This is a genomic window from Vibrio splendidus 12E03 (assembly GCF_000272105.2).
Taxonomy (GTDB): Bacteria; Pseudomonadota; Gammaproteobacteria; order Enterobacterales; family Vibrionaceae; genus Vibrio; species Vibrio splendidus_I.
Genome location: NZ_AJZD02000003.1, coordinates 74,426 through 92,885 on the forward strand (window position 1 = coordinate 74,426; position 18,460 = coordinate 92,885).

Annotated in this window: 20 protein-coding genes; all 20 read right to left on the reverse strand. The window is 41.9% G+C overall.

Annotated features, from left to right (window positions below; translation table 11 throughout):
- Positions 1 to 24: 24 nt before the first annotated feature.
- Positions 25 to 258 carry a flagellar biosynthetic protein FliQ gene (locus tag A142_RS00495; RefSeq protein ID WP_017107701.1) on the reverse strand — a complete coding sequence of 78 codons (234 nt, stop codon included), beginning with the start codon at positions 256 to 258 and terminating at the stop codon, positions 25 to 27.
- Positions 245 to 1,603 (reverse strand): hypothetical protein, encoded by a 1,359-nt coding sequence (locus A142_RS00500; protein WP_019824558.1) that lies wholly within the window; start codon positions 1,601 to 1,603, stop codon positions 245 to 247. Before A142_RS00500 ends, A142_RS00495 begins: the two co-directional genes overlap by 14 nt.
- Positions 1,596 to 2,000, reverse strand: coding sequence for a hypothetical protein (locus A142_RS00505; protein WP_019824559.1), 405 nt, complete (start codon positions 1,998 to 2,000; stop codon positions 1,596 to 1,598). Before A142_RS00505 ends, A142_RS00500 begins: the two co-directional genes overlap by 8 nt.
- A complete protein-coding gene (gene vscN2, locus A142_RS00510) occupies positions 1,954 to 3,216 on the reverse strand; it encodes a type III secretion system ATPase VscN2 (protein ID WP_019824560.1) in 1,263 nt (420 codons plus the stop codon). The genes A142_RS00505 and vscN2 overlap by 47 nt, the downstream gene beginning before the upstream one ends.
- Complete coding sequence (locus A142_RS00515) at positions 3,216 to 4,682, reverse strand: secretin N-terminal domain-containing protein (protein WP_019824561.1); 1,467 nt, start codon at positions 4,680 to 4,682, stop codon at positions 3,216 to 3,218. The genes vscN2 and A142_RS00515 overlap by 1 nt, the downstream gene beginning before the upstream one ends.
- Positions 4,672 to 4,923: a hypothetical protein gene (locus A142_RS00520; protein WP_019824562.1), complete on the reverse strand. Its 252-nt coding sequence runs from the start codon at positions 4,921 to 4,923 to the stop codon at positions 4,672 to 4,674. The genes A142_RS00515 and A142_RS00520 overlap by 11 nt, the downstream gene beginning before the upstream one ends.
- Positions 4,916 to 5,599 (reverse strand): hypothetical protein, encoded by a 684-nt coding sequence (locus A142_RS00525; protein ID WP_019824563.1) that lies wholly within the window; start codon positions 5,597 to 5,599, stop codon positions 4,916 to 4,918. Before A142_RS00525 ends, A142_RS00520 begins: the two co-directional genes overlap by 8 nt.
- 1 nt (position 5,600) lies before the next feature.
- Positions 5,601 to 6,287 carry a flagellar type III secretion system pore protein FliP gene (locus tag A142_RS00530; protein WP_017107708.1) on the reverse strand — a complete coding sequence of 229 codons (687 nt, stop codon included), beginning with the start codon at positions 6,285 to 6,287 and terminating at the stop codon, positions 5,601 to 5,603.
- Positions 6,288 to 6,339: 52 nt separating this feature from the next.
- Positions 6,340 to 6,615 (reverse strand): hypothetical protein, encoded by a 276-nt coding sequence (locus tag A142_RS00535; RefSeq protein ID WP_019824564.1) that lies wholly within the window; start codon positions 6,613 to 6,615, stop codon positions 6,340 to 6,342.
- 139 nt (positions 6,616 to 6,754) lie between these two features.
- A complete protein-coding gene (locus A142_RS00540) occupies positions 6,755 to 10,216 on the reverse strand; it encodes a hypothetical protein (protein WP_019824565.1) in 3,462 nt (1,153 codons plus the stop codon).
- A gap of 222 nt (positions 10,217 to 10,438) precedes the next feature.
- Positions 10,439 to 10,963 (reverse strand): winged helix-turn-helix domain-containing protein, encoded by a 525-nt coding sequence (locus A142_RS00545; protein WP_019824566.1) that lies wholly within the window; start codon positions 10,961 to 10,963, stop codon positions 10,439 to 10,441.
- A gap of 327 nt (positions 10,964 to 11,290) precedes the next feature.
- A complete protein-coding gene (locus A142_RS00550; protein ID WP_019824567.1) occupies positions 11,291 to 11,503 on the reverse strand; it encodes a FliM/FliN family flagellar motor switch protein in 213 nt (70 codons plus the stop codon).
- A gap of 3 nt (positions 11,504 to 11,506) precedes the next feature.
- Positions 11,507 to 12,172, reverse strand: a complete 666-nt coding sequence (locus A142_RS00555) for a hypothetical protein (protein ID WP_019824568.1) — start codon at positions 12,170 to 12,172, stop codon at positions 11,507 to 11,509.
- A 12-nt stretch (positions 12,173 to 12,184) separates the two neighbouring features.
- Positions 12,185 to 13,189, reverse strand: a complete 1,005-nt coding sequence (locus A142_RS00560) for a hypothetical protein (RefSeq protein ID WP_019824569.1) — start codon at positions 13,187 to 13,189, stop codon at positions 12,185 to 12,187.
- Positions 13,176 to 13,571, reverse strand: coding sequence for a hypothetical protein (locus A142_RS00565; protein ID WP_019824570.1), 396 nt, complete (start codon positions 13,569 to 13,571; stop codon positions 13,176 to 13,178). Before A142_RS00565 ends, A142_RS00560 begins: the two co-directional genes overlap by 14 nt.
- Positions 13,561 to 14,319: an OmpA family protein gene (locus tag A142_RS00570; protein WP_019824571.1), complete on the reverse strand. Its 759-nt coding sequence runs from the start codon at positions 14,317 to 14,319 to the stop codon at positions 13,561 to 13,563. Before A142_RS00570 ends, A142_RS00565 begins: the two co-directional genes overlap by 11 nt.
- Positions 14,303 to 15,346, reverse strand: coding sequence for an EscU/YscU/HrcU family type III secretion system export apparatus switch protein (locus A142_RS00575; RefSeq protein WP_019824572.1), 1,044 nt, complete (start codon positions 15,344 to 15,346; stop codon positions 14,303 to 14,305). Before A142_RS00575 ends, A142_RS00570 begins: the two co-directional genes overlap by 17 nt.
- Positions 15,347 to 15,356: 10 nt before the next feature.
- Positions 15,357 to 17,246 (reverse strand): FHIPEP family type III secretion protein, encoded by a 1,890-nt coding sequence (locus tag A142_RS00580; protein ID WP_019824573.1) that lies wholly within the window; start codon positions 17,244 to 17,246, stop codon positions 15,357 to 15,359.
- Positions 17,243 to 17,839 (reverse strand): hypothetical protein, encoded by a 597-nt coding sequence (locus A142_RS00585; RefSeq protein WP_017107719.1) that lies wholly within the window; start codon positions 17,837 to 17,839, stop codon positions 17,243 to 17,245. Before A142_RS00585 ends, A142_RS00580 begins: the two co-directional genes overlap by 4 nt.
- Positions 17,840 to 17,967: 128 nt before the next feature.
- The coding region (locus A142_RS00590) for a hypothetical protein (RefSeq protein WP_032545530.1) at positions 17,968 to 18,460 on the reverse strand (493 nt) is incomplete at its 5' end.

Consider the following 18,460-nt stretch of genomic DNA (forward strand, 5'->3'; position numbering starts at 1 on the left):
ATTTGAACTTGATGTAAATAATGGTTATAGCTGCCGGAACAACAAATGAAACTGGTCATAAATGTTGCCTCCAACCTGAGTGAGCAAGATGATGAAAACAACCAACTTTGCCGCCATAGGTAAACCAGGGTCCTGGACGCTAAACACCGTTTGAAGTAGACCAACAACCACGCCAGTTATCACAAAACTCAACGAAAATATAATGATCGCATCTTTCACTATGTCCAAACAGGCTGCGGTCACATCAAGTACGGTCATAAACATCCTCTAGAAAACTAGTCACTTGGTGCTCCTCAAATTCAAATAGATAATATTTATTACGAAACAGAACTAGATAACTATTGACCAGAGGGTATTGCCAGAACATTTCTGGTGCGAGCTCGAAGTGCGTTCTCGTTGTTCTCTCTACTGGTACTAGTGTTTGTAATGCAAGCGATGACGGGACAGTCAATCCTCCTCGGTCTGTATTGGTTTTTACCACCTCCCTATGGAAAATATCGTGGCTTGCTTTCCCTTCCTCAGAGATCACGGTAGTGAGTGCGACTTGATTGACCAATTCAGACGAGACAGCACCCCGTTGAACCAGAGTTGAGCTCTGCGAAGTGACTCGACCACTCAGCTCCAAACCAAATGTATGTCGCCCTGACGGAGTAAAGGGAAGCGATAGCGTCCCTGTTCGATTTGGCACATCAGACATTGTAGGCACTGCTTTACCCGAAAAACTATTATTCAGACCTTGCTCCTTGGAATACCTAGGCTCGGGGGGAGCCATGACCGCTCTAGTTCGCCAGATCTCATCTAGAACAATAGGACCTGTCTTCGCAATGCTACTTCGGTCTCGGTCATCGAGAGACTTAAACTCGGGCAGAGTAGTTCTTTCCTTTGAATGACTGGTCACGCCTGGCTCGGTAATACCAATCTTAGCGACAGAGCTATTACTCATTTCACGCAGGTCGATAGATCTAGTTACTTGGGGCATCCCGAATCGACTAGTCACATTAGGCTCGGCATTACCAGCCGTAGCAACAACACCATGACTCCGTTCTCGTTGATGAAGAGGAGGAGCTAGGGTCACCTCTGCTGAAACCTGAGTAACAGGATGATGTTCTCGCCTTCTTAAATTTGATAGTTGTCCCATGAAGGCTTTATCTAAATCAGCAACCATTGGCATTGTATTTAACAATGCATGCACGACCTTGGCATCCAGCGATAAACTCACTTTTTGCAACGTAACCCTGTTCAACATTGGCTGACCATATCGCAGCGTTCCTGCTAGACCTAATCCAGAGTGACCATCAGAATCTCGCTTGACGATAACCAAAGGATCAATTGCGGCTTTGCTTTCAACGACATGTTGCTCCCCCTTATTCTCACAGCTCTGATTGGATTCCTTAATACAAAGGTCACCAAAAACATTCGTTTGGGGGATTCCTTTTGCTATCAGAAGCTCAACTTTAATCTCAGTTTCTAACTCTTTATCGTCAAAAAGCAGAAGTGTATCTAAATCAGGTTCGCGTAAATCAGTGAGGTGTTGATCCAACTCGAATCCTTCACCAGTATTGAGTGTCGTACGAGTCACCTCACTGATAAATAAGTTAATCATGCTTTTCATACCTCATCTGCTCGCGAAGTTCGGCGAGCGCGTCCTTTCGCTTTTCTAATCTTCGCTTTTCCGCTTCAACATCTGTTATTTGATGCGCCAGTTCTTGTGCATTCTGACGCTTTATCGAGGCATCAAAGAACAAAGACTCTATCGCTGATTTGGTACTTTCTCGGCGCATAAACAACCGACTAAGGGCGTTAGATTCACCAACGACATTAAGACACTTCAAATAACGCTGTTGCTCCTCAATTTCTTGCCACTTCTCTTCAATGAAATTGACCAATTCCTGGTACTGCTTCCTCAGGGTAACGAGCTTTCTTTGCTGTTTACCAATACGAATGTCAACAATATTAATAAGCTGTCCAAATTCCTTCCATCGCTTCGAGGGTTTGCTCATATTCCACTCCATCGAACCCTTGCTTTAAGAAAGACATAATGTGCGGATAACGATCTATCGCCTCATCGGTTTCTAAGTCATTTCCTTTTTCGTACTCTCCAACTCGAATCAACAACTCAACATTGAAGTAGCGATAAACCATGTCTTTTACCCGTTCCGATAATCTTACGAACTCATGGCTCTGAACTTTGTTCTGCAAACGACTTTTGCTTTTTAAAACATCGATAGCAGGGTAACGGCCAGTTGATGCTATTGTCGTCGAATAAACCAAATGACCATCAATCAGAGACTTCACTTCATGCGCGATTGGATCATCATCAATTTCCTTTTCAATCAATACCGTGAAGATTCCGGTTACAGAGCCAAACTTAGAGTTGCCACAACTTTCAACCAAGCGAGACAAAGCGAGGGAAACGCCTATCGGGATTCCCCCTTTGATCGGCGTGTTATCCAGCATCGCCTGAGCGCGAGCAAAACGAGTCAGTGAGTCAAAATACAACACGACCTTCTTGCCCTGCTCCATATAATGACGAGCAATAGAGACGGCGACTAACCCTGAACGTACCTTCTCCAAAGGATTAGCTTCCGAGGTCGATACTATAGTGATCGATTTCTGAATGACTTCAGGGCCAATTTCACCTTCAAGGAACTCAACGACTTCACGAGCTCGTTCGCCAATCATGGCGAAGATCACGACATCAGCATCCATATTGTTCGCCATAATAGATACCGTAGTCGTCTTTCCGGCTCCTGCTGGTGCAAACAAACCAACACGTTGCCCCTCTCCAATGGTAAAAAGTCCATCAATAATTTTGAGTTTGGTTGGAAAAACGGTTTCAATCGGTGCGCGAACATTTAGAGGTATCGGCTCTACAGCAATTGGTAGATCATGAAACTGACCTTCTTGATTGAGATAGTTATCGCCATAAATCGATTCGCCATAGCAGTTGATCACTTTCCCAACCAAGGCATTTTCATTTAATGGGAAGCAGAAACGACGCGGCGTAATTTCAACTCGACCGCCACGCTGGACAGCTCCGGGCTGAAGAAGCTTTATCTCAACTCGCGATCCGGCAACTTTCATCACTTCCCCCCGAATACGCTCCATCGTAACCGTATCGATAAAACACTCCTGACCAACAAAGGTATCGACAGAAACATGACAAATAACCGTATCTTGATAGGACTCCTTGACCTTAAAAAAGTGCGTCAACATTAGTTAATCACCTTAAAAGAGATCGATACGTAGCGTTTATATTTTCTCTTAGTTTCGTTAGTATTTTTAAACAACTCACCTAAAAGCGGAATACTAGAAAGAACGGGGACTCCGGTGACAGTTTGTTGGGTTACTGTATTGTCAAAGCCTCCCAAAATAACGGTTTGCTGAGGTTGGATATACACTTCTGACTGCAATGACTGAGAGCTAACTCTCGGCGGTTTTGACGTCCCGCCTCCCTCATCCTCGTCATCATCCAAAGATTCTTCAATATATTCGACTTTAGCTTGGACATCGCCAGAGGGAAGCAAACGACCAGTGACATAGAGGCTATTGTCAGCCTCAATCTCTTGAGTCTGGACTTGTTTCTCTGATATCAAAGTAATCGTTGCCGTATCTTTTTTACCAAAATGACCCTGCTGATTTTCCAGAATCAATAAATTGGTCTCATAAATACCGCGCGCAACCCCATTCGACGACAAAGCCTGAAAATTTTGTAGAAAATCCTTAGTTTGCGTAAACGGGGGCACCACTATGTCGTATATACCACGACTGCCATTTAACCAAGAGCTGTCTATTCCTAGGTTTTCACTTCTAGATACTGCGATGTCGTACACTTTGAGTGAAAATAATAATTGCTGACGCTTAATATCGATCAGAGCTGCAATTCGTTTCGCTAGCTTAACTTCAGCAGGTGTCCCACGGATAAGTAGTGCATTAGAGCCTGGTAAAGGCTGTACTTTGGAAGTTTTCTCTTCTTCATCTAGCTGTTGTTTATCCCCATCACTCAGCTTTACTTTGTAGGCTCTTTGAATAATTTCATCGTCGTTAACATTTTGGAATTGCCCAATGTTTATGATCGCGGCTGAAATCAAAGAAGTAGCACCGGGGAAGACAATGTTGCCGTCAAAAGTATCAATTTGTCGGTCAACCACAGAGAGGTAATGGAAATTGATTCTTGCCAGTTCAAGGTCATTACCATTCTCAAGAAACTGGTTCTTATCCACCATAGTCGCGTAACCGACCGCATCATTGACAAACTTTCGAGTACCAGAGAACAAGATAGAATTACCGCGTTCAACTAACTTCACCTTAGTTGTCGTGCTTATTTTGAAGGTTTGTTGGAGCTCTTTTAACAAGGTTTTCGGTGCGATGTTACGCGGTTTATAAGCATAATTGATATAAGCTTGACCCGACTGAACCGTGAGAGTACCGCCGTAAACATACCAGTCAAAGTCATATACTTCTGATAACTGACTTAACAGATCCGCTCCATTCCCTGATAATGTCTGAGTAATCAACTGACGTTCAGTTTTGTTGTCTACATCTTCAACCAGCTTAACTTGCATCTCTTTAGCTATTGCTTTGAGCGCACCTTGCAAATTAATATCCTGCTGTTTAATCAACACTTCAGCTCGAACCAGTGTCGACAAAAAGATTAGGCACAGTAGTCGTTTATACTTCATCAATAATCTCTTCTAGACGTTGTTGATCTGCTTTCATGCGGCGAATAGTTTCGTTAATCACAGTTTGTTCAATCACCATATCGACAACATCCTGCTCAGTAACAACATTATCCTCACCAGAAGAAGCTTCACCTAGAGCTTGCTTATTTTTATCTACCTGCTGAGCCACTAATTCGAAATCAGATTGAGTTTCTGATAGCCCAGTAATATAAGTGGTATTTATCATTTCAACTCTAGCCATAACCTACCTTTTGCATCATTTGCTTGAAAACATAAAACTGGTCGTTCAGCAACCAGAGGTTAAGTAAAATAATCACCACGATCGCTTTAATGTTTGGTGTAACAAAAAGTGATAAGGATGCTTTTTTGAAAAACAGATCGACGTAACCGCAACAGACTGTAATCGCGAGCATAATAATGATGTACTTGCCTGCTACAATTACCATCATCTTCAAACTATCCGTGATGAGGAAGAACAAGGACTCAAAATCTAGATTGAGATTTGTCTCATTACTGTGCGCTATCACGTCAATGATCGGGCGAAACAAAGTACCGCTTTGCAACGCATAAACTAAGAAAGTTAAGCTACTTATTTTTGCCAACGCCTCCGATTCATCCGTAAAGCGTTTGTCCTGAACCGACTGCTCGTTAAGTAGTAATAACTGTTGAATAACGCTGCCTACGGTTCCACTAAGCCAGTAAGGAACAGAGGAGAACATCGCAAAAATCACCGCCGTTATCACCCAAGCAAATGTCGGGATCTGGTCGAGTTGACTAGAATCAACAAAAATCGCTATTGCTGCGGCGATCGCAAGACAGGTAATGTTGTCTAAATAAAGCCTGGTCGGGTTATAAATTTTTAAAAAAAGGAAAAAACCAGCAAACAGCATCCAATTGGGAAATAATAATTCCCCCATATTAGCCAAGAGCTCTGAACAATAAAGTCCAGCTATCCGAGAAGTAGAAAACCGCCAATTTCACGGGTGTTGAAATTACGGTAGGTGACAACATCGTCATACCAACACCACTCAAAATCACCGCAATCAAAAAGTCGATGCTGACAAACACCATGTACAATTTAAGTCCCAGTTCAAAACCCTGATATAGGTCAAGAATCAGATTGCCTAGAAAAAACTTAAACGTATCGTTATCCTCATCAAAATGAAGTGGAATATCGATCATACTTGTCAATTGATTCGTCTTAGTCTCAGCTCGATCCAACAATTCGGGGAAAAAATCAAAGATGTTACTGGCTAAATAATACATCGTAATATCTTTGGGCTGCTCTTCTTCCAATGTCAGATCCAATGGCAAACCAAGAGTCTCTTTCTTCTGTTCAGAGAAATAGGGCTTTACGCGCTCAATACCAGGCTTAATAACTGGCCATAAACTATTCAGCGCCATTAGCGCTGCAAGCAAGTTGACAACGATCGTAGGTGGTATCTGCTGAGTCCCAACCGCATTTTTAATAATGTTGAGCACAATGTTGTATTTAACAAAACCAGAAAAGCAGATAAAAAATACCGTTGACAACAACGCCAGCGTCAACAAAACGATCAGGTTTGCACCAGAAAATGCATTATCTGGACTAAGCAACTGAATCATAAACTGGGCTCACTTACAGCTAAAAGTAGCAGGGTCAAATGACCCCGACGTATTAAATATTTCGTGCAGAAGCTGAAATTGAATCTTTGACGGATTTTAGTGTTGACGTCGATGTTTGAGCGGCGATGCTCTGATCGGCCATCAACTGCTGAAGCTCAAGTGACTCGGACGCACTTAAGACTAGTGTTCCAGTAGGATCTTTCGTAAAAGTACCGTCGCTAGCTGTAGTACCTGTATGGTCTGTAATAAAAGTCGACACTTTGTCGTCTGCATTATCGATAAGGCCACCGAAAACGCCTGAAATATAACCTGTGCTTAAATTGGACATTGCTTGTTTCCATTATGTGATGTGTTGAGCGCATTATCACTAAACAACCTGTCACCACACAGTGAAAATTCCTGATAATTACCCTTATCATGCACACTCAAAAAAGGTCAGCTTTTACCACCCAAGACTCTTCTGGATATTAACTTGGTACACTATATAAAGAGCCATCAAGACGATTGATGACTTCAGGTTCACCCTCCTCTGAATACAAGAAGTTAATGTCACCTAAAGACTCATTAAGCATTACCTGACTGAGTTTTTTAACTTTAACCATGGGTAAAACTCCAGCGGGATGACGACTCAACGAAGACGCTCGCATACACTCAATTTTACTCAACTTATAAAGACTCCGCCCAGTCTCACCTTTTCTATTCAACTGTTGATTCAAGGATTTAAAAATCGCCCTGACGCTTTTACTGTCTTGCACATCGTCAAGCTGCTCAAGGGTTTGTTTAAACTGATCAATTAACACACTTATGGGCATCTGATATTTTGCTACAGCTGTTACCGAAGATGCTTTGTCCACATTTAGCATTTGGCTCTGACTTTGGCTTGATGCACGTAAAGCTCTCAGCATCTTCCCCCCGGATGGATAAGCCTCCATTAACTGACCAAGAGACGCAGAATGTTTGGGCGTGATATGAAAAGCTCGGCGCATGTTATCCGCCCAACGAGAACTCCAGCTGATCTTTTGCTCATACGATACTTTTAAATGTTGTATATTCTCTGCAGCAATAGTTTTAATAACTTGATGAGAGCCACTTTGCCTTGCATTAAACAAAGTCATAAGTTGTGATTTAGCGAGGTTTTGCGTTGCTATATCCCATTCAGGATGCTTTTCAATACATCGTTTGAAATTTTCTATCACAGTACATATCAGCTCAAGCTGTTGAGAAGTGATATCTGAACTGGCTGGCTTTGACTGTTGGCTGAGCTTACTAATCGTTTCCGTTGTTTGATGTTTTGTGGGGTAATGCGCAGTTAATCCATCACCAAATGGCTTAACAGACACAAACGTCTTTTCATCAATGGCTATTGGAAATGCATGGGTAGACGATAGCGGAAATAGCATCACGCTCGCACCACTGTTAGCTTCTGCATCCACACTGACAAAATAATCCACGCTTTGTGTGGCACTAGTTTGTTCCCCTAGCTTAAACTCCCTGGCTTGTTGTCTACTCAATTCAATGTCAATACCGGCTTTAACATACGTTCGAGGCATCACCATTGAAAGACTAGGAGAGGCATCAATGCCCAGTTGAAATCTGAATTGGCTATTTGCGGAACCACTCACCTTAGCTATTGATGAATCACTACTGGAAAACTGAGCCTTATTAAACTCAGTTTCAAGGCCCTGCTGCCAATCCTCTGTTCTAAATAGATACCCAAGAGTTTTCTGCAAATCATTATTACTCACATCAAAAGCAAAGCTCTGCTGACTGTCTTTCATTGCCGTTAACGCTAAAGTCGCTTCAAACGGCATAAGGGTGACTAAAGAGCCATTGCGATATCTGACTAATTTAGTTAGATCTTCTAAACCTCCACCAGTCCCAACGATAGCACTTGCGCCTTTTTCACCCTTGCGCACGAATTGAATTTGAGTTGTATTCCCCTCCAAAGAGAGCAGTTTACAGTCGTAATGCTTCTCATAGTTGGCGACCACCCCGGCGAAATATCCCCCAGAAAACGGTAACCCGAAATGAGCTACCCCCGCAAAACCACTCACCCCATAATGGGCACTTAGAGTCAAAGCATCGCCTTGAGGTAAAGTACTCACTCGACCGCTGATCTGCTCAGTGATCTGATGTGCTGGAGTTTGCCGCCCCATCCAATCATTCCAAATTTTTCCCAAACCACTATGGGTATTGCCCATAGACTCAGCTAATCTAACACCCGATTTATGGGCACTCCGCAGTGCCTTCATCGATGCAAGACCTCGTAAAACAGCCTGATTACATTCACCATGATTTTCAGTGAATAACTTATTAGCCAATGTTTGATTTGATTGCGCTTTACCCTGTTTAAACTGTTCGCTCACCTGAGTCGCTAAATAAAGGCGTGCATTGGTCAATGTGCGCTCAATATAAGGTAGATACAGGTCAAGATCTTGCAGGGTAAAAGGCGTTGATTTAGCCTCAGATAAAGCAGTCAATGACATTTGTATTGATGCAAACTGAGTGAAGTCAAACAACACATCAGATGAAGGGTGGCCGAGTAAATCATCCATTCGTTGCTGCAATGAAATGATTCGTTGTTTTAGGTGTTTATCATAAGAGCCATGCTCGCGTTTAAAACCTAACACTAACTGATCTAAGATGGTGGTACTGTTGGATAATTGCTTAGCTACCCCCTGCTTAGCCGGTTCAACACCTACTGTCGATGACCTATCAGAACCAGCTTGTATCGCCATGGCAATCCGCATTTCCTGATCCGTTTTCTTATACACCCTAGCTGAACTACTGATAATCTGGTTGAGTGATATCCCTTGCTCCCATTTTGACTGCAGGTACTCTTGCTGACTTAGTTCATGGAAAATTCGTTTCTCAACAGACATGATTACAGGAGAAACTTTCTGACGTTCTATCTTATCCTTTACCCAATGAACTGAAGTTTGTAGGCCAGGATCAACGACTTTAGCGAACGACTTTACCGCATCAATTTTTCTTCCGCGATTCCACTTCTCATGACCACGAGACAACCGATGCTTTATACTGTCAATCCAACCCGATAAAGGCACATATTGATTTCCAATATGCTTAATTTTGTGATCTATAAAAGGGTTGGCATTTGCAAAATGGTTACTGTTATTGACGTTAAAATGCGCAAAAGCGATAGGAGGGCTGTCGGACACTATGGGAGATAAACTATTGTCCCCTTTTTGTAAAGTCAGATGCTGCGCATCAACATATCTTACCTTGGACACTTTAGTAGCACTTTCGATCACCACTTGAAGCGTTGAACCGCAAGGTTTTATGCTGGTAATATATTCATTGGAAGACAGGCGTAAATCAAGCTTCACGCTTTCCTCTTCACCTATCACAAGTTCTCTTGGGCTAGCTAGGATTACTTTCGTAGGTGTTTCACCCTTTAACATTATTACCGAGCAAGATTCAGTAGGTGTGTCTTTGACGTCAGCCTGAGCAGGTGTTTTATCGACTCGCACATTAAAGCCAGCTCCCTCTGCCCGCAGGTTCTCGGTAAATTCACCGATGAGCTTTAAAATGCAGTGACGTTCATTACCTGTTTTTGTGTCTCTGTAACAAGCATGAAGCTTATTATCGTGGCCAACCCACAAACGACTAAAGTGAGCATCGGGCGTTCTGACCTCTGCTTGGTAGTAGTTAGGCTTAGAAAAGCTTCGTTGATGCAAGAACTCACGTAATAAGCCTTTGTTCTTACCCGTAATTAAGACGAGTTTACCTTTTCTGAGCGACAGCATCATTTTTAAACCATGGTGGTCATCGACACTCGTCAAATCAATAAAATGTTTTGCTTCAATCTCTCGACGCTTTACGGGAGTAAACAAGAGACCTTGCTGGACTGGATCTACTTCCGTTCCACTGGATCGAGAATAAACAGACATTAATGATGTAGAGTACATAAACTTACCTGTTAGTTTTAACCGAACAAGTTTATCTATGCACGAAACAGGACATTATTGTAATTAATAAAAATGATAATATCGGAATAAATACGTCCATTGGATATTACATGAACTGTTTTTATTCAAATCACCTTAATTCGTAAAAACACTGAACTATCTAGCGTGTAGGTAGGAGAACAGCAACGACAAACGCCATTGCTATCCCAAGATGCAGAGAGTTCATCTCATAAAAAGCAGAATTCCAGTCGTCAGAACCGAGGCCAATAAAGAAGCAGAAAAAACCATTGTAAACCAAAATGTCCCCTTAACAGGGGAACTGATAGGTTCAGAAACAGAGTTAAGATAAGAAGAATTGATAACCGGTTTAGTGCTACTAACGATACTTTTAATCGCCAAGGTCGGTATATCTTCGGACGATAATTGGGCTACGGCCTCATCATCAAGAATCAACATATAACCCTCTTTCGGTACGGTTTTTATCTCGCAAGCCAGATCACTAAATAAGGCTAGCGATTTACGTAAATTGGAAATTGCTTTGGTCAGAGACGTTTCACTCACCAAAACCCTTCCCCAAACCTGCTCATGAATCTCATCTTTGCTTAATACTTGATTACTTCGTTCACACAGTAATTTGAGAATTGCAGCTTCCCGCCCCCCCAAATTCACAACGTGATCACAGGCAACAACCTCACGTTTTAAAATGTCAAAAATCACCTGATTTCCCAATACGTAATTTCTTTCCATCATTCACCCCTATATACACTGATTATTCTTGCTCTATTTTATTAACCCAAACAAGGCGATAAAACACCAACTCATCTGGATCGCTGACGTCACTCCACCCTAATATGCTGATTCAGTGTCTAATGTTAGAACCGCGTACTATTTTATGAGTAAATTAACGATAGAGATAATGTATTAATTTGGAAAAAAAATGATAAAAATGCCGTGAAAAACCCATGAATTTATAAAACACAAAAACCAGTAAAAATAAAAATATCAAAAAACCTCAAAAACTCATAAAAAGGACGGTTCAAATTTTTATCTTTGGTTATTAATGATTTAGCTTAGTTATGCTGTTACGTTAATTTCGTCAATTGCTACACAAAACTGCTCGTCAACTTTGACGAGTGTTCCTGTTGCAATCAGCTCATTGCCACTTTTAAGCATGACTTCAGACTGGATAAAGTCCGCTACGGGTTTAATCTGACCTTTATGTAACTGATTAAGTTCATCCAGAGTCATCGTGGTGTGTCCAACCACAACATCAATTGCAACTTTCATTATTTACCCCTGTGTAATCGCCACAATGGCACGGCGCACATCACGTATCTCTTCTTGAGCCGATGATATTTCCGTCATAATATTTTTAAACTCCTGCTGCTGTGTATCTAGGTCAACCTGAATCGTGTCACAGTACGCTGTCATCGTAGCATTGTATTCTTGTAAGGTTCCATAAGAGACCTTCATATCTTTTGTCGCACTGAGCTCCTTACCTGTAATTGCTGCGATTCCTTGCCCGTCATTTAAATCCTTCTTGATAAGCCTATCAATTTCATCCAGAGCATAAACATCTGGATTTGATGATATTTTTACATTTTTCAGACCCGTCTCATCATTATTTGAAGGATCGGTATTAGGGAGTGTTTCTGCCATGATTAATCCCCATAACCGGTTAATTTCAGCAATAGCACTCGATTGTGTCTCTATTGTTTGAGCTGTCTCATCCGCTTTAGCGGTTTGATCCTCAATGTACTTGGATAACAGTTGATCAATAAGGTCTAGTGGATCGGAAAACCCAGGAGTAAAGAGATATTGTGACGAACTTGTATCCCGGCTTGCGTTGACTACTCGCTGAACCAGTGGGCTGTTTTCAACGATGGCTTTTGCTTGTTCCGAGCCCTGGTCTTGCACGCTCGGAACTCGCGTCATTCCAATATGAATTTCTGACATACTATTTTCCTACTATGGTTGAATTAGGTACACACGAGTTTTATGAGTATTTTTGAATACGACTTTGTCTCGAGTTATCGATTGAATGACCCCGAGGCTTGGGACAGTGCTGCCTTCCCAATAGCGCCCTTGTTGGTCGTAAATATAGCCACCAGAAGTGGTTGAATAAAAAATTGAGTACGGGAATTCTCTACTAGAAATGACCTCGGTTTGGTCAAGTTTCGTTTTTAGGTTCGCCGTCAATGAGCCGAGCCCTGCACTCTTCAATAACTGCTCCGCTTTAACCCGATCTGACACAAACCAATTATCCCCCACCTTAGAAAACGTTAATCCATACTCCCCAAACAGAAGCATTATCTGATTCTCTTCTTCATAGGTATTAACCTGAACTTCATCTCTGCTAGCTTTAGATACCAACTGACTCTCAAGCGATTGTCCTGTCAGAGAAGAAACTAGCTCAATATCGAGTTGCGTTAATCGAAGGTATTGGTTTGATTCTACTAATCTAAGGTTGTCCTGCCAGTAATCAGGAAGAGCCTGCAGCGCTGCTTCATCAAAAACGTTTAACTTGCCGTCTTTAATAAAACCAGAACCCAACATATTTAAATATCCTGCAATCAACGTCTGCTGCTGATTATAAAAAAAAGCCAATGCTGTAGCCGCCAGTGCAACATTAAGGAGCAAAGTAAAAGCCACCACGGGCTGATACTGCCTAAAACCAAAACGACGTAACTTCGGGCTCCTCTCTCCTTCTTGATATAAGAAAAAACTCAACCCTTTAAAGCTGTAGACTCTATTAGCCACCAGTTTTTTAAGCTTATCGCCGCGACGAAAACCTTTCACGAACCATGCTTGATCTTCTATTTTAAAAACTAATTCCGTATCACTAGGAAGATATTCCGGCACAGAAAGTTGATTATCTCGCCTGACCTCTTTGTTGCCCATGAGAGAGAATGTTGTTTGCAATGGCAGCGATACACCGTGGAGGTGGCCGTCTACAAATTCAATCAACCACATGTAGTTTTATCTCTTCATCCAATATAGTGGTTTGAACAACAAACTCATTTAACAGACGGAGTAGTTCCTGAGGATGTTCCGGCAACGTAATATGGCGCATAAAATCAAAGTCTTGCTCTGTGATACAGGCGATGTAGCCGTCCGCCGTAAGGCGAAAATCGGCATTGAGCTTGAGCGACAGGTTAGCGGACAATGACTGCTGATTGATTTTTGTCACCAGCACAATTTGCCCATGTAAACCAAGCCTAGCGCCATTCTCAACTCTTATCTGCCGCTCTTTATATTGACAAATTAAAGCATCGCCTCCTTCAAGGTGAAGGCTGCCTCCGTGATTCAAGTGAACAAATTCATTGACCAATAAAAAAAACTTTCTATTTTTCATGTTTTTTTAACTTTACCTCTATCATGAAACGTCTTTGACCGACTCGCTGCTGCGCCGTATCTAGACCATTTTCAACACTACCTCTGATATGCACAGGGACATACCTCAATCCTTCTTCTATTAAAAATTCACGAGTCACTTTCGCTCGTTGGTCCGCCAGCGTTCGATTAGTAGAATAAGTGCCAGATGAATCAGCCACTCCATAAATAGTCACGCTTTGTACTGGCCACTTTTGTAATTCCGTTAACACAGCAATCAAAGAATTACGCGCTTTTCTGGTCAGACTAAACTCATTGACGGGAAACAAGTTTTCAAACTTAAGTAACAAACTTGAATGATTGAGTTCACTTTTGGAAATACCATAGACTGTTCGCCATTGCTCACCATCAAAGGCCTGGCTTCTTTCTGGTTCAACTAGGTTATTGACCGCCAGATAATTTTCACTACAGCTTTTCACTTCCGTCAGACCATAAGTATTTAGGTTAGCAATATAGAATCGATTTGCCTCTGTCGGTTGCGCAACCTCAACACAGGCTCTTTGGTGCGGCGATCCTTCTGCGTATTCCGGGGCCCGCCGAACCCAAAATCGCAAATTATCGGCATCGGCAACATTAGCGATCACCAAATTGTACACATCGGGTTTCCAATCATAATCGAGTATTAAATTGTCGTCTCGAACCTGGTTACTGCACGCGCTTAGCATGATCACCCCGACCAACGGGAGGCTGATTTTATTTAGATTGTTCATTCTTTTGATGCTTTTTAAGGGCAGATAGGATCATGGCCACGTCACGATAGAATTCTTTAGGAATAAAATCTTCACCGTGCTTCATCTTGCGATAGAAGGCTCGTGCCAAAGGTTTGTGTTCAATAATCGGCACGTTCATCATCTTTAAACGCTTTTTTTCTTCCTGAGCGAATAAGTCCGTACTGATTTTTAAGACAACCGGAGCTTTATCAATATGTGGTTCAAAACAGACAGGAACCAAAATATGAGTTGGGTTTGCCAAGGCAAATGTCGGTGTTCTACCTTTGGTAATAGGAGCCTCCATAACCTCGCGCATCTTTCTTTTGCGTTCTGATTTTATTTCGGGTGATCCTTCCGTTTCTTTCATTTCATTCTTCATCTCAGTGAACGTCATACGGTTTTTTCGTTCAAAGTGGTAACGCTCGACTAAGAAATCGACACAACCAACACTCACCCCATAAACAAAAAATAACAGTGACACCATCAATAGACAGAACACCAAGTTGTAGAGAAAGAAGCTGCGATTGTTGATCTCTTTGAGTGTATTAAGTTCGTCACCTGCAATATCAAAAACATACTTGAGCAAAAACAGAAGAAAAAGCAGCTCTAAGACCTTACGCAATGAGCGTGACATTGCCTCAATACCAAAAATATTCTTGAACCCAGTAACAGGGTGAAGCTTTTCAATTTTTAACCCCAAGGATTCGGTGTTGATAACATTTTTATTAATAACAACCCAATCAATAACCGCCATAATCATTTTGACCAGTACCAACCCCCCAATCACTGCACTAATCAATGAAAGCATCAACTTAAAACCAACTTGAACGTCGGAGTAAAGCATTTCTTCCATCCAACGGTCTGCGTTTTCGAAGAGTAGAAAAATGACACCAATTAGCACCACAGCAAACACAATCAACTCTAAAGTCGGCTCCGCCAGTTCAGTTTTGGGAAACTGCCCTTTCTTTTTCAGATCGCGTAATTTCTTTTCCGTAGGCGGATATTTTTTAGGTTCAGTGGATTCCATTTAAGTCCCCTTAACTTGCAATCTGAAGTGGCTCAGATGTCGCAACATAAGAAGAGTCGGCAATATCGCCATGGCTACACACCACAACTGTTGACATTACCTGCTGGAAAAAGGATTTCACCGGATTGACCTCGCTATCATTAACCACTAAAACAGGCTTACATCCGTACTGTGTCGTTAAACGCACCACTTCTTTACGCAAGCTTTGTTGAATATCAATCAATCGATCTACATCTTCCGTCTCACCCATAACAAATGATTCAATCAATTCCGTTAATGGGGGATCAAGTAGAGCAACATGCAGCTTATCTTGGTTATGAAGTAAGCGTGATGTAATCTCATAACGCGCTTGGCTACGAATGCGGATCAACCAGTTTTTAGGCTCGCTTTCAATACGAGACCAGTAGATCAGCGCCTCAAAAAAGCTAATCCTATCCAAATAGAATTCAGATGAACGGATCATCTCTTTCAAAACATCATGAACACGATTCAAACCAATCGCTGAGTCGATTTCGTTTTTCATCACTTCACTCTGCGTCGCCAACCCATCTACAATATTGCTGGTATATTGGAGGTTATATTTTTCCACTAAGCGTTTTCGTAGAAAGTAATCAACGATTGTCGAAACATTTGATACAACATCTTGATGGCGGATAAAAACATCATCCTCCATCACTTCAATTACAGACTGCGAAGCGTCATGACTAAAACGGAAAATACATATACCGGAGACATAGACTTCAATATCATTATCGAGCTGGGCATTAACAGTTACTGCAGGCACCCCCAAAGACTGCCCCCACAAAACTTGCTCAATATCTTCGACTCTACGCTGAATAACAAGCTGATGGTTACCTTCGCGAATAACAAATTTAAGCGACTGAAATACACCAGAACCTAACGGCTCAAATACCGCTATGGCTGTTGGCTGGGCTTGCTTACGCCATAATAAAAAAGCCAATAACGCGCACATCAGCGCGAGAGGTGCACAAACGTACAACAAGTTGCTATTAGATAGGCCAAGCGCAAAGATGACGAATCCGATGATCAATAGGCTTTTCCAGAACACACCAATTTGCGTCATTAACTGTTCAATAAAAGGACTTGATTCTTCTCCAGCACCTTTAATTCGGGTTAAGTAAACCCCACATGCCATCGAGAGCAACAAACTCGGGATCTGAGAGACAAGGCCGTCACCAATTGTTAGAACCGAAAATCGACTCACACTCTCTGAAAGCGATAAGTCAAATTGATTGATGCCGACATAAATACCGCCAAACAGGTTAACTAGACTGATTAGAATCCCAGCGATAGAGTCCCCTTTAACAAACTTCATAGCCCCATCAAGCGAACCAAATAGTTTATTTTCAGTACTAAGATCTGAACGTAATTTTTGCGCCTGCTCACCAGTAATGAGGCCACTTTTCAAGTCACCATCAATCGTCATCTGTCTACCGGGTAGTGCGTCAAGAGAAAATCGCGCACCGACTTCGGCAACCCGCTCTCCGCCTTTAGTAACCACTAAAAACTGAACAATGGTGATAATGACAAAAATAAGTAGGCCAGAAATCAAATTATCGCCCATTACAAACTCGCCGACAGTTTCAATTACATCGCCAACATCCTCGTTTGCAATAATATTTCGGGTAGTTGCAATAGAAAGCAATAAGCGAAAGGTAGTCAGTAGTAGCACCACTGTAGGCAAAAAAGTGACGTTCAGAGGGTCATCATTTTCTAACATGATCACCAAGAGCAAAGCGGAACTGATAAAGCTGACTAGAATAAATGCATCGATAATACCGCCAGGTAAAGTCACCAAAATAATGGTAGGCAATAGCAAAGCAATAATGACACTGCTCGGGTTGAACAGTAACGACCGCCCTTTGAACCGAGTTATCATAATTGGTCCAAACCCGCTCTCAACTCATTAATGAGGCTAACAGTGTTAATACTAATAATACTGTCTTCATTCTCGATAGTTAAAACCACGCCATCTTCTTGGGTGATTTTTTTTACCGACAAGTTTCTCGCTTCATCATCAATTTCAGCGTGCAGCAACTCAACCAGGTGACCAATCAGATGGTCACTTTGATTCAATTTGGTTAGACGTGAATTGACCGAGGTAGCAATCGATCTTTTGAGTTCTTGCTTGACTTGATTGAAGTTGTTTTGTTGATCATTGAGCAATTCCGCCAGTTGATGTTGGGCATGTTCAAACCACTCACTCTGCTGACGCAGCCAACTTTCTATGACCTTATCGTAAGCTTTCTCCACATATTCATTGAGTGCCTGCTCTTTGTCTTCAATCATCCGCAATACTTGTTTCTCAAGAATCTTTTGATGCTCTTGCGTTTGCTCTTCTATCGCCATCAACAACGCCTGAGCTTCGTGAAAAAGGCGTACCTCAGACTTTTTAATTACATTAGAGCTACGCCTGCGCTTAAGTGTGATTTGTGGAATCACTCGCTGTTCTGGTTCAATTTCAATGTACAAGGGAACACCTCTGTTCAATACTTCGGCGTACCTTAACCAATCAAGCTCACTGAGCTCAAAAGAAAAAAAAAGACTAAACCTGAACTTAGTCTTTTAATACAAACCTCTGCTTTTGACAGATTTATTCACTACGCGACATAAGCGATATTCTGTTTATCCAAAGGCCGTTCAGCTTTCCCGTTTATAATATTAAACTCTGAGAGCTGCTTTACTGATACTCCCTCTTGAAGCTTATGAAAAGACTCTCGTCGACTTTCACCAAGGTCCTTCACATTGGCAAAAATACCTTGCGTATAGTTTTGCGCAACACCACTAATGGCTGACCCAGCACTAAGGATCACTGGTCTTTGTTGAGTATTTAAATTGCTCGCTTGAACATTAACCCAACGAGCTTTACCACCTTGAACCTCAAATTTCCAACCACCCGATAAAATATGTTCTGATAGAAAAGCTGTCTCTTTCTTTTCAGGGATATCTTCTTTCGAGCTCACTTTAGATGAAACCAAAGAACCTTTAGAATCGCTACGAGATATCAACTCAGCCACCTTGACCTCATTAGTGGTCGGCTGTAATTCGATAAAACCGTCGTCGCTCAAAGGCTCCGAGGTATCGTTGCGAGAT

Bases quoted from the DNA above. Each gene is read 5' to 3' on its own strand.
- A142_RS00495 (WP_017107701.1), bottom strand. From the start codon at position 258: ATGACCGTACTTGATGTGACCGCAGCCTGTTTGGACATAGTGAAAGAT.
- A142_RS00550 (WP_019824567.1), bottom strand. From the start codon at position 11,503: ATGAAAGTTGCAATTGATGTTGTGGTTGGACACACCACGATGACTCTG.
- A142_RS00580 (WP_019824573.1), bottom strand. From the start codon at position 17,246: ATGATAACTCGGTTCAAAGGGCGGTCGTTACTGTTCAACCCGAGCAGT.
- A142_RS00540 (WP_019824565.1), bottom strand. From the start codon at position 10,216: ATGTACTCTACATCATTAATGTCTGTTTATTCTCGATCCAGTGGAACG.
- A142_RS00505 (WP_019824559.1), bottom strand. From the start codon at position 2,000: ATGAGCAAACCCTCGAAGCGATGGAAGGAATTTGGACAGCTTATTAAT.
- A142_RS00525 (WP_019824563.1), bottom strand. From the start codon at position 5,599: ATGGGGGAATTATTATTTCCCAATTGGATGCTGTTTGCTGGTTTTTTC.
- A142_RS00520 (WP_019824562.1), bottom strand. From the start codon at position 4,923: ATGGCTAGAGTTGAAATGATAAATACCACTTATATTACTGGGCTATCA.
- A142_RS00570 (WP_019824571.1), bottom strand. From the start codon at position 14,319: ATGAACAATCTAAATAAAATCAGCCTCCCGTTGGTCGGGGTGATCATG.
- A142_RS00560 (WP_019824569.1), bottom strand. From the start codon at position 13,189: ATGTGGTTGATTGAATTTGTAGACGGCCACCTCCACGGTGTATCGCTG.
- A142_RS00500 (WP_019824558.1), bottom strand. From the start codon at position 1,603: ATGATTAACTTATTTATCAGTGAGGTGACTCGTACGACACTCAATACT.
- A142_RS00555 (WP_019824568.1), bottom strand. From the start codon at position 12,172: ATGTCAGAAATTCATATTGGAATGACGCGAGTTCCGAGCGTGCAAGAC.
- A142_RS00575 (WP_019824572.1), bottom strand. From the start codon at position 15,346: ATGGAATCCACTGAACCTAAAAAATATCCGCCTACGGAAAAGAAATTA.
- A142_RS00530 (WP_017107708.1), bottom strand. From the start codon at position 6,287: ATGATTCAGTTGCTTAGTCCAGATAATGCATTTTCTGGTGCAAACCTG.
- A142_RS00565 (WP_019824570.1), bottom strand. From the start codon at position 13,571: ATGAAAAATAGAAAGTTTTTTTTATTGGTCAATGAATTTGTTCACTTG.
- vscN2 (WP_019824560.1), bottom strand. From the start codon at position 3,216: ATGTTGACGCACTTTTTTAAGGTCAAGGAGTCCTATCAAGATACGGTT.
- A142_RS00535 (WP_019824564.1), bottom strand. From the start codon at position 6,615: ATGTCCAATTTAAGCACAGGTTATATTTCAGGCGTTTTCGGTGGCCTT.
- A142_RS00515 (WP_019824561.1), bottom strand. From the start codon at position 4,682: ATGAAGTATAAACGACTACTGTGCCTAATCTTTTTGTCGACACTGGTT.
- A142_RS00545 (WP_019824566.1), bottom strand. From the start codon at position 10,963: ATGGAAAGAAATTACGTATTGGGAAATCAGGTGATTTTTGACATTTTA.